The organism is Chryseobacterium sp. AG844 (genome assembly GCF_003182335.1).
GTDB classification, from domain to species: Bacteria; Bacteroidota; Bacteroidia; order Flavobacteriales; family Weeksellaceae; genus Chryseobacterium; species Chryseobacterium cupriresistens.
Map to the genome: position 1 here is coordinate 470,020 of NZ_QGTV01000001.1, position 10,071 is coordinate 480,090.

The window sequence follows — 10,071 nt, forward strand, 5'->3', positions numbered from 1 at the left end:
TTTATCAGTTTAAAAAACACAAATGAAAGATCTTGTCTCCATCATTACTCCCTGTTATAATTCTGCAGAATTTATCGAGGAAACCATACAGTCTGTTCTTAACCAAACCTACGAAAACTGGGAGTGGCTGATTACGGATGACCTTTCTAAAGATAATACTGTTGAAATCATCAGAAAATATAATGATCCCAGAATAAAACTGCAGGTACTGGAGAAAAATGGCGGCGCGGGAAATGCAAGAAACAACAGTCTGGAAAGAGCTCAGGGAAGATATATTGCTTTTCTGGATTCTGATGACTACTGGTATCCAGAATATCTGGAAACAATGACAGATTATATGCAGGAACACAATGCAGAACTGGTATATTGTAACTATTCAAGATGTAATGAACAGCTTCAGCCTATACTGAAAGATTTTCTGGCGGACAAAGTGGTTACCTTCTCCAATCTGCTGAAGACATGCCGCCTTGCCCCGGTTTCCACAATGTACGACACGAAAAGGGTTGGAAAATTTTTGTTCCCCGTAAAAAGTAAACGTGAAGATCACGTCATGTGGCTGAATCTTTTAAAAGTGATTCCGGAAGGAATTCCTGTACAAAAGACACTGGCAAAATACAGAATGCGTGAAAACAGCGTTTCAAGAAATAAAAAAAATATCATCAAAGATCAGTATCTTGTCTATAAAGATTTCATGGGATTCTCAACAGTAAAATCATTGTATTATACGGCTAACTGGGCCGTAAACGGATTCCTGAAATATTCGAAAATTTTTAATTAATGGAATATTCAAAAGAGTTCAAAGCTGCGCTGAGTGCTTTTTCCGGAACGGAGAAGGACAAACTTATTTTCAGACTCCTGAGAAAGGATAAATTATTGTCAAAAAAGCTCTACTTTGAACTGATAGATCCGGAAACTACAGATGATAAAAGAAATGCCATGGAAGAACATGTGGAGGAACAGGTTCTTCTTGCATCAAAATACGTGGGAAATGCCAAATATTTCCTGTCTACTGTGCGCAAAATAAGTGCTGAAATCACGGAGCATGTAAAAATCACGACCGATAAATTCGGAGAGGTTTCCCTGAATCTTCTTCTCGTGAACAAGGTATTGGAAAATAATGGTGATCTCAGCAGACAAAGGTTTGATAATGTTTACAAACTTTATATTTACATCATCAACAAAATCTTCAAATCTTTGGTCCTCATAAAAAAGCTGGATGAAGATTACTGGATGGAAATTGATGAATACCTTCGTGATACCCTGAATAAAGTTTTAGAGAATCATTATCTCCAAAAGCTATGCATCAATAATGGTCTTGACTTCAACTGGTTTGAATGCGACAGAATTCCTGAAAACATTGATCAGATCATGAAAGAGATTAAAAGCCAGGGATTTTTACGATAGAATTTTCTGAAGAATCATTCTCGTAGAGTCTGGCTTCCCATCTACAAATTTTTCAGCATTTTGAGACATTTCAGTAAGTTCTTCTTTGTTATCTTCATTCGTTAGAAATAAGATAAATTCTGAGGCCGTATACTCATCAGAGAAAGATTTCCCTCCATTGGCAGAGATCAGGTCGTCAGCTTCCGGATTCTTTTTGTAATGATTCCCAAAGATCACTGGAACACCAAAAGTAGCGGCTTCCAGAATATTGTGAAGTCCGGCATCATGAAATCCTCCTCCCACAACAGCTACATCTGCATAAGAATATAATTTTGATAATAAACCAATGCTGTCTATAATTAGAATCGAAGCATTGAAAGTTGAAGACCAGGTATTTTCTATTTCACTGTACAATAAGGCATCCGGGAACATATTTTTCAAATGCTCTACTCTTTTCAGATCGTGGGGTGCGATAATAAGTTTTACCGTATTATTTTTACGTGAAACCATTTCTGCTATTTTCTCTTCCGCATGCCATGAACTTCCAAAGACTATTGCTTTATTTTCACCAATAAAGTCTGCAATGAAATCTACATGATTATTTCTTTCCCGCAGCTGTTTTACTCTGTCAAATCTTGTATCTCCCGTTACGGAAGACTTTACCAGTCCTATACTTTTCGCCAAGGCCAATGAAAACTGAGTCTGATGAAAAAACCAATCCACATTTTTCTGAAGCTGTTTTACAAACCATTTTCCGTAGGAAGTAAAGAAAGATTGCCTTTCATAGAATAGCGCCGAAATAACATAAATTTTTGTCCCTTTACTTTTCAGCTCAGCAAGGAGGTTGTACCAATAATCGTATTTAACCGTAAAAAATAGTTCAGTATTAAATTGATCTGTAAATTCTTTTACAGCCTTCTTATTGTCGAAAGGTAAATAACAGACAACGTCAGCAATGTGTTTCTTCTTAACCACATTTTCATATCCTGACGGAGAAAAGAACGTCACCAGAACTTTGTGCTGAGGAAAATTCTCCTGGAGCTTCTCCAGAACAGGTAATCCCTGCTCATATTCACCCAGACTTGCCGCATGCATCCAGATGACTTTATCAGTTTTTGAGAATTCAGATTTTACTTTACCCAAAGACTGCCTTCTCCCTTCAACGCCTTTTTTAGTTTTATCATTAATCAACGCGAAAGCCTTCATTCCGAAGGTAAGGAGACTGATGAAAATATTATATAAAAAAGCCATTTTACTTATTCTTTAATTTCAATTCTGTCATGATCCGTAGGAGGATTGGATATGACCAAAAACTCAATTTCTTCATTGGATTCATTGGAGATAAAATGTTTTGCTCCCGGCTCAATTGAAATAGATTCTCCCTGGCTAACCAGGAATTTCCTTTCGTTGATGTAAAATACGGCTTCTCCTTTCAAAATATAGAAAAACTGTTCTGCCACTTTATGAAAGTGCAGTTTCTCCGAAGTTGCTGCAGGCATCTTCTCCTGCTTTACGGATAAGTCCCGGGTATTTTTAAGGATCCAGCTGTCACATTGGTTCCCCCATGTATAATGTTCTGAATTATTTTTAGAATGTATCATTTAAACAGATAAGCAATAAAGAGTAATGCAGGAGTAAATAAAACAACTGATAAAAAGATAGTAGCAATTGAAATTCTGGGTTTAGCTTTATCATCAACAGCATATCTGAACATATAGTCCTGAAGGTTCAGAAAAACCATTGCCAGTACAACAAAAAGAATTCTCAGTCCGATTTTCATAATTAAAAACTGAGCATTCGTGTTCTGGTCTGTAATTTCTACCGGAAAATTAGTGTCTTCGGGATGTCTGGTGCCATAAGTGAATACAGCATACAATCCCAGCGCCAGTACAGGCATCAGAAAAGCATACATTTTCCCTCCAAATCCATCCGCTTTTCCTTCCATATCAAAATGGACGGGAATTCTCTCTGGCAACGTGTTATAGTTTTTCAGGGTAAATCCCCATAAAAAAGCGACCCATCCAAAATTTAAAATATCAAAAATTGTAAAAAGAATATTTTCCATTTCAGATGATATTGAATGAGGATTAAATTACACTTTTCAACACTCTCAGTTTATGAGTATGCTTATTCATTTCTTTATTGAAGATTCCGGTGGAATCCAGCGTGTCTATTCTTACTTTTCCGGAAGCATGAATGATCTTCTGATTCTCCAGCATAATTCCTACATGGATAATCTTTCCTTCTGCGTTTTCAAAAAAAGCAAGATCACCAGGCTGTGTTTCTTCCACGAAAGTAAGCGGTTCTCCTACCTCAGCCTGCTGTGAGGCATCTCTGGGTATTTTTATATTGTGAATTTTATAAACCAACTGGGTAAATCCGGAACAGTCTACTGCAAAAAAGCTTTTGCCTCCCCACAGATAAGGCACGTTCAGGAACTCTTTTGCCGTCAGAGCGATGCTTTCGCGCACATCATGACTTCTTCTTGAAGCTACCACCGGAAATTCCACTTCTGAACCCATAGAAAGCAAAGTTTTTCCATCATTCATTAATACGGAAGAAAAATCTTCGGTAACGACGGTCACTTTTCTTTTGGCCAGCTCTTCGTCTGTTACAGGCTTCAGCTGTTTGGTATCCATCCATCCTTCATAGCCATCATAATGCATTTTTATTTTGGTCCAGTTTTTATCCACTTCCAGAATATCCGCACTTTCTCCAAACAATATTTCCGTAACAATTTCAGCTCTGTCAGAATTTTCTGCACGAACCGGCGCTACTGTAACAATACAAACTCCTTTATTCATTAATTTTCAATTTAAAGATTGAATAATTTAAAGATTAAAATACAATGTTGTATTTCTTTAAATGTTTAATCCTTGAATATTTCAGTTACTTTCTGCGAAGAAAGTTCACTCCATCACGCAAAGGTAAAATAAGATTTTCAAAATCTTCGTCTTTTGCTGCCAAATCATTTAATTCCTGGATCGACTGGGTAGATTTCAGTTTCGGATTTTCTTCCAGCACTTTCCCATACCATAATACATTGTCAAATAACACCACTGTTCCGGATTTTGTATGAGGTTTAATCAATCTGAAATATTCGGCATAGTTTTCCTTATCAGCGTCTACAAAAATCAGATCAAAAAATTCATCTGTTCCTTTTAAATATTCCTTGGCATCCTGAAGTTTAAAATCGATCTGGCTGGCATATTCGCTGGATTCAAAATATTTTTTAGGAAGATAGGCAAGATCTTCATTCACATCCAATGTGGTGATTTTTCCGTCTTTTGCCAATCCTGATGCAAGACATAGCGTAGCATATCCGGTAAATGTTCCTATTTCAAGAATATTTTTCGGCTGCAGTATCTGGGATATGATCGTCAGCAGTCTTCCCTGCTGATATCCGGAAATCATATGAGGCTGTGTTGTTTTCTGATACGTCTCTCTTCTCAGCTTTTTCAGAATTTCGGATTCCGAAGAAGCGTGCGCCTCCAAATATCTGTCCATTTCAGGATTCTTTTCTTCAAAAAAACTCATACCATTTTAATTTAAACAAATTTAAGGATTTTAAAGCTACTTTTTTAATTCAGGAAGAAGATACAAAAAAAGAGAGAAATTAATCTCTCTTACATACATCTGTATATTTTAAAAGTTTATTATATTGCTATACAGTATTCTCTTATACCGGCACAAACCCATCCCGGGCAACACTTTGTTTGCAGGCTGGTACAAAATATCTGTGGATTACACCCGTTAATAGCACCCTGTACAGTTTTCATTTCTCCTCTTGAAAGTTTTTTTGAATTTTTCATAATAATTTTAGTTTAGTATTAATTTCCTACTCTTTAAGATTTTCGGATACCTCTGTTATTATTTCCTTATATGGAGATTTAAATATACATATTCTTTTATTAATCAGCTAATTATATACGTTAAAATCGCTTATTAAATGTAAAAAAATATGTATCCCAGTAAAAACCCCATATAAAATACCGTGAAAACACGGATGGTATTTTTGTGGTATTAGTTATAAGTTTGCAGTAAGAATAAGGGGTAAAAACACTAAGAGAAAACATGATGATTGCAGGAGAGACACAAACTAACCATGAGAATCACACTAAAGTTGTACTGAAAAGTAGAACTGATTCTTCTGCAGCAAAAAGTAAGAAAGAAATATCCACTTCATTTTTGCAACGAATTATTTCACTCCTGAAAAAGGAAGAATTAATTTGATTAAGAATAGATCCCGGCCACCTTCGGGATTTATTTTTGTTTTAAACGGTCGAATTCATTCCAAAAATAAAGACAATCTTTTCTTCAAAAAAATCGACAAATTATATTCCGAAACAGATTAACACACCATAAAAAAATCCCGAATTACTTCGGGATTTGTGATGATATAAGGTGTAGTTATTATTTCTTAGGAGCGATATCCATCAGTTTCATAAACTCATCAAGTTTAGGCATAATGATGATTTCCGTTCTTCTGTTTTCTGATCTTCCTGAAACGCTCATGTTAGTCGCTTTCGGGTTGTATTCAGAACGTCCGCCAGCAGTAATTCTTGCCGGATCTACTCCAAACTGAGTCTGAAGAACTTTAGCAACTGAAGTACCTCTTAATGCAGAAAGATCCCAGTTGTCTCTTGGAAGATTTGGAGAGTTCAACGGAGCGTTATCCGTGTTACCTTCGATCAATACAGAGTATTTATCGTAATCGTTGATTACTTTTGCTACTTTACCTAACACTTCCTGAGCTGCCGGCAAGATATTGTAATCTCCGGTTTTGTATAACATTTTATCTGAAAGAGAGATCATAACCACTCCTTTCAATACTTTTACCTGTACATCTTCATCAGATACATTATCCAAAGATCTCTTCAGCTTATTAGACAATGCAAGGTTCAGACTGTCGTTCTTGGCATTACTGGAGATCAATTGCTTGATATAAGAATTGGAAGCATTGATTTCTCCTACCAGTTTATCAATGTTAGCAGAACTTTTTCCTGTGTTCGACAAACATGCATCAAGTGATGATTTTAAAGCATCATGCTGGCTTTTCAATAAGTTATTTTCCCCTGCCAATGCAGAGTTCTGAGATTTCAAATCCTGAATTTCTCTTTGTCTTTCCCCAATATTTTCAATACACTGCTTATAGTTTGTGCTCAAAGCATCATACTGCTTTTTGCTGACACAAGATGTCATCCCCAGCGCCATTGCAGAAACTGCTAAAATTTTTAAAATCTTCATAAATAATCATTTTTAGACTACTCAAAGTTAGGAAAATTCAATTGAATTATATCGGTTATCTTTGCATAAAAGAAATTCTCAACATATATGTTGAATAAATCAGCCTTTATCAGTCAGTTAAAAAATCTCGTTCACGAGCCGGAAAATCACACCTATCTTTTAGCGGTAAGCGGAGGAGCAGATTCTATGGTTCTGGCCTCATTGTTCAGGGATTTCAGGCAGGAAATTCAAGATGCCGGGTTTCAGTTTCAGGTAGCTCATATCAATTATAAACTTCGGGGAAATGATTCGGATCTGGATCAGAAAACAGTGCAGGATTTTTGTGAGAAAAATCATATAAAATTTCATTTGTATGAAGTTTCAGAAAAAGACCAGAAGCCTGAAAATTCAATCCAGCTTTGGGCCAGGGAACTGCGATACCGTTTTTTTAACGAAATCAGGGAAAAAGAAAAGCTGGAATTTCTTGTTACCGCCCATCATCTTAATGACCAGCTGGAAACTTTCATTATTAATCTTTCCAAAGCTGCAGGTATTAATGGATTGAGCGGAATTCCATCGAATGATAATAACATCCTTCGTCCCCTTTTAAATGTTTCAAAAAAAGAAATTTATCAGTTTGCTGAGCAGAATACTATTGAATTCCGCGAAGACCTTTCTAATAAAAAAAGTGATTATCTGAGGAATAAGATCAGGAATGAGATTGTTCCGATGCTGATGGAGACCAACGATCACTTTCTGGAGAACTTCAGAAAAAGTTCTTTATACCTGAATCAAACCAAAGAGTTTGTACAACAACAGATTCAGGAAATAGAAAATCGTCTGACCATATTTAACCCAAACTATAAAATCTTATCAAAGGGAAAGCTGGATAGTGAAAGCGACTTTGTAAAATTTGAAATATTAAAGAAATACGGATTCAATCAGGAGGAAGAAATTCCGAAAATTTTTAAAGCCGGAAATAACAGTTCTTTTTTTTCAAAGGAATATCAGTTGATTGTCAACCGGGATGAACTGATCTTTATTGATAAAAGTGGAAAAAAGGAAACTACGGAAGAAATAGTATTGATTGAACACTTTGATTTTTCTGAAAACCAGATGAGCATCAATCTCGTAGATGATATTGAAAACATTTCCGGAATCAATAAAGGATTTGAATGGGATTTCGATGCTGAAAAGCTTCAGTTTCCACTTCTTTTGAGGAAACAGCAGGATGGAGATGAATTTTATCCGACAGCGTTTCCAGGAAAAAAGAAAGTTTCTAAATTTTTCAGAGACGAAAAACTATCTCCTTTGATTAAGGAAAAGACCTGGTTATTATGTGACTCCGGAAACCATATCCTGGGAGTTATCCCTCTCAGACAGGATCGCAGATTTCAGGCAGACAGTACTACTCAAAAAAAGATAACTGTAAAGTGGACAGAAAAACAACTAATTCGTTAGCTGTTGATGATTTTAAGAAAGACAGCAATATAGCTTTTGGAATTTTATACCAACAGTATTTTGGTTATACCCAGAAATTCATTCTCAAAAATAAAGGAAATCTTGAAGATGCAGAAGATATCTTCCAGGATGCACTGCTCATTCTTTACGAAAAGTTGAATGCTGACGAATTTAAAGTTCAGACCTGTCTCGGAAATTATATTATCGGAATTGTAAAAAATCTGTGGTTTAAAAAACTAAAAAACAGAAACTTTTATGTTGAGTCTCCTGAAAACTATTTCATGGAACATCGGGAGGAAATAGGTACGGCCATTGAAAATGAAAGATATTACTGGGAAAAACTGGTTGGTTATATCAAATCGATCTCTTCCCATTGTCAGAATCTGATTCATGACATTTTTATTGAAAACAAAAGTATAGAGGAAATTCAGAATAAATATCAGTATTCAAGCAGGCATAATGCTCAGAATCAAAAATACAAATGTGTAGAGCAGATCAAAAGGATTAAAAATAATAGCATTTTTTCTATCTGACAATCAAATCATTAAAAAAAATAATTTAATCTGTGGGTGATTTTTTCATAAATCAGGGAACCTAATAAGAAAAGAAATATATGTTCAAAAAAATCGTTTTGAGTTTTCTTATAGCAATAGGAATTTCATTACATGCACAAAGCACAGGCATCAGTTTTCAAAAAATTGATTTGGAAGCCGCGAAAAAAATCGCAACAAAAGAAAATAAACTGATCTTCATTGATCTGTTCACTACCTGGTGTGGTCCATGCAAACTCATGGCAAAAAACACTTTCACAGATTCCAGAGTCGGAGAAATGTTCAACAAAAATTTTGTAAACCTTGCCATAGACGCAGAAAAAGAAGGCCTGAGCCTGGCCAAAGAATTTAAAGTAGTCAACTACCCTTCTTTTTTATTCCTGGATCCGAAGGGAAAACTGGTTCAATATGATTTCGGCTATTATAATGCTGAACAGTTTTTAGGCGTAGGAGCAGCTGTTATTGAAAAAAAAATGCCTCAGTCCGGTAAAACTTTAGATCAGGTAAAGGGAAAAATGATTGGAGATAAGATAGGTAATTTCAGTGCGAAAGATCATTTGGGAAATACATTTTCTTCATCAGAAGAAAACAAAAAACTGGTGGTCGTTTTTATTCGCGGACAATGGTGCCCTTATTGTAACAAATATATTAAAACATTACAGAATCTGGCTCCTGAACTGAAGTCGAAAAATGCAAAACTCATTATTATTTCTCCTGAAAAACCGGAATTTATCGAAAAGACAATCAGTAAAACAAAGACCGATTATACCGTTTTATATGATGAAGGCTATAAAATAGCAGAAGCATTTGACGTCCTTTATACTCCTGACAGTGAAACTCTTAATTTATATAATTCAAAATTAAAGGAGGATTTTGCCGACAGCAGATCAGATCATTCCGGAAGACTTCCTGTATCGGCAACCTTCATCCTTAATGAGGGGAAAGAAATTACATGGAGACATTTTGATACAGACTATAAAAAGAGAGCATCCCTAGAAGATATTGTAAAAAACCTGAATTGATTGATCCAAAAACTGTTATCAGGACAAACGATCATCATCATAATACCACTTTGGAAAAATTGACAAAATCAATAATCACTTTAAATGATGAAATAAGTGATAGCGCTATGGTGATAAAGGCAGAAGACGAAATATTTTTAGGCATCAGGCTTAAAAAAAGAAAGTTTCTAAATTTTTTAGGGACGAAAAATTATCTATTTTAGCGAGGCAAAAAATCCGGACACGCACTCATCAGGAAAAATACTGTATTTGACAGCTATCCTTCAGGGAAAACAGAAGATATGCAAAGAATGAGAAAACGAAATGGAGTCTCAAAACTTTAATGAAATGAACAATGAAATTTAGAAACTGGTTTTTATTAATTCTACTATTTTTAGCGACAGGAATTAATGCGCAGATAAAAAATCCTGTAAAGTTTAAATTCACCA

12 protein-coding genes are annotated in these 10,071 nt (G+C 35.4%); 5 read left to right on the forward strand and 7 right to left on the reverse strand.

Translation table 11 applies throughout. From position 1 onward, the window contains the following. Window positions 1–22: 22 nt before the first annotated feature. Both DEU40_RS02065 and DEU40_RS02070 read left to right on the forward strand, forming a co-directional pair. Complete coding sequence (locus tag DEU40_RS02065) at window positions 23–778, forward strand: glycosyltransferase family 2 protein (RefSeq protein WP_110008291.1); 756 nt, start codon at window positions 23–25, stop codon at window positions 776–778. After that, entirely contained in the window at window positions 778–1,404 is a 627-nt protein-coding gene (locus DEU40_RS02070; RefSeq protein ID WP_110008292.1) for a deoxyuridine 5'-triphosphate nucleotidohydrolase, read from the forward strand. Before DEU40_RS02065 ends, DEU40_RS02070 begins: the two co-directional genes overlap by 1 nt. Here the strand turns inward: DEU40_RS02070 and DEU40_RS02075 are convergent. The 7 genes from DEU40_RS02075 to DEU40_RS02100 all read right to left on the reverse strand — a co-directional run bounded on the left by DEU40_RS02075 (window position 1,396) and on the right by DEU40_RS02100 (window position 6,630). Beyond that, the gene (locus DEU40_RS02075; RefSeq protein WP_110008293.1) at window positions 1,396–2,634 is read right to left on the reverse strand and encodes a 3-deoxy-D-manno-octulosonic acid transferase; all 1,239 of its coding nucleotides are present in this window, start codon (window positions 2,632–2,634) and stop codon (window positions 1,396–1,398) included. The genes DEU40_RS02070 and DEU40_RS02075 overlap by 9 nt on opposite strands. A gap of 5 nt (window positions 2,635–2,639) precedes the next feature. Further along, window positions 2,640–2,984, reverse strand: coding sequence for a cupin domain-containing protein (locus tag DEU40_RS02080; RefSeq protein WP_110008294.1), 345 nt, complete (start codon window positions 2,982–2,984; stop codon window positions 2,640–2,642). Continuing rightward, on the reverse strand, window positions 2,981–3,448 hold the full coding sequence (locus tag DEU40_RS02085) for a DUF1648 domain-containing protein (protein WP_110008295.1): 468 nt from the start codon (window positions 3,446–3,448) through the stop codon (window positions 2,981–2,983). Before DEU40_RS02085 ends, DEU40_RS02080 begins: the two co-directional genes overlap by 4 nt. A 22-nt stretch (window positions 3,449–3,470) precedes the next feature. Next, window positions 3,471–4,187, reverse strand: a complete 717-nt coding sequence (locus DEU40_RS02090; RefSeq protein ID WP_110008296.1) for a C40 family peptidase — start codon at window positions 4,185–4,187, stop codon at window positions 3,471–3,473. 85 nt (window positions 4,188–4,272) lie between these two features. Further along, window positions 4,273–4,920: an O-methyltransferase gene (locus DEU40_RS02095; protein WP_110008297.1), complete on the reverse strand. Its 648-nt coding sequence runs from the start codon at window positions 4,918–4,920 to the stop codon at window positions 4,273–4,275. Between the two features lie 119 nt (window positions 4,921–5,039). After that, window positions 5,040–5,195 carry a CCPGW family putative bacteriocin gene (locus DEU40_RS22825; RefSeq protein WP_407936191.1) on the reverse strand — a complete coding sequence of 52 codons (156 nt, stop codon included), beginning with the start codon at window positions 5,193–5,195 and terminating at the stop codon, window positions 5,040–5,042. A gap of 601 nt (window positions 5,196–5,796) precedes the next feature. Then, window positions 5,797–6,630, reverse strand: a complete 834-nt coding sequence (locus DEU40_RS02100) for an OmpA family protein (RefSeq protein ID WP_047435593.1) — start codon at window positions 6,628–6,630, stop codon at window positions 5,797–5,799. Between the two features lie 87 nt (window positions 6,631–6,717). Here DEU40_RS02100 and tilS point away from each other — a divergent pair, with 87 nt between their 5' ends. The 3 genes from tilS to DEU40_RS02115 all read left to right on the forward strand — a co-directional run bounded on the left by tilS (window position 6,718) and on the right by DEU40_RS02115 (window position 9,643). After that, window positions 6,718–8,070, forward strand: a complete 1,353-nt coding sequence (gene tilS / locus DEU40_RS02105) for a tRNA lysidine(34) synthetase TilS (protein WP_110008298.1) — start codon at window positions 6,718–6,720, stop codon at window positions 8,068–8,070. Beyond that, window positions 8,043–8,603, forward strand: coding sequence for an RNA polymerase sigma factor (locus tag DEU40_RS02110; protein ID WP_110008299.1), 561 nt, complete (start codon window positions 8,043–8,045; stop codon window positions 8,601–8,603). Before tilS ends, DEU40_RS02110 begins: the two co-directional genes overlap by 28 nt. Before the next feature lie 98 nt (window positions 8,604–8,701). Beyond that, complete coding sequence (locus DEU40_RS02115) at window positions 8,702–9,643, forward strand: redoxin domain-containing protein (protein WP_181397923.1); 942 nt, start codon at window positions 8,702–8,704, stop codon at window positions 9,641–9,643. Window positions 9,644–10,071 lie beyond the last annotated feature (428 nt).

What these genes read in the sequence shown, in the direction of transcription:
- DEU40_RS02065 (WP_110008291.1), top strand. Translation starts at nt 23, where the DNA reads ATGAAAGATCTTGTCTCCATCATTACTCCCTGTTATAATTCTGCAGAA.
- DEU40_RS02095 (WP_110008297.1), bottom strand. Translation starts at nt 4,920, where the DNA reads ATGAGTTTTTTTGAAGAAAAGAATCCTGAAATGGACAGATATTTGGAG.
- tilS (WP_110008298.1), top strand. Translation starts at nt 6,718, where the DNA reads ATGTTGAATAAATCAGCCTTTATCAGTCAGTTAAAAAATCTCGTTCAC.
- DEU40_RS02100 (WP_047435593.1), bottom strand. Translation starts at nt 6,630, where the DNA reads ATGAAGATTTTAAAAATTTTAGCAGTTTCTGCAATGGCGCTGGGGATG.
- DEU40_RS02090 (WP_110008296.1), bottom strand. Translation starts at nt 4,187, where the DNA reads ATGAATAAAGGAGTTTGTATTGTTACAGTAGCGCCGGTTCGTGCAGAA.
- DEU40_RS02080 (WP_110008294.1), bottom strand. Translation starts at nt 2,984, where the DNA reads ATGATACATTCTAAAAATAATTCAGAACATTATACATGGGGGAACCAA.
- DEU40_RS02085 (WP_110008295.1), bottom strand. Translation starts at nt 3,448, where the DNA reads ATGGAAAATATTCTTTTTACAATTTTTGATATTTTAAATTTTGGATGG.
- DEU40_RS22825 (WP_407936191.1), bottom strand. Translation starts at nt 5,195, where the DNA reads ATGAAAAATTCAAAAAAACTTTCAAGAGGAGAAATGAAAACTGTACAG.
- DEU40_RS02070 (WP_110008292.1), top strand. Translation starts at nt 778, where the DNA reads ATGGAATATTCAAAAGAGTTCAAAGCTGCGCTGAGTGCTTTTTCCGGA.
- DEU40_RS02075 (WP_110008293.1), bottom strand. Translation starts at nt 2,634, where the DNA reads ATGGCTTTTTTATATAATATTTTCATCAGTCTCCTTACCTTCGGAATG.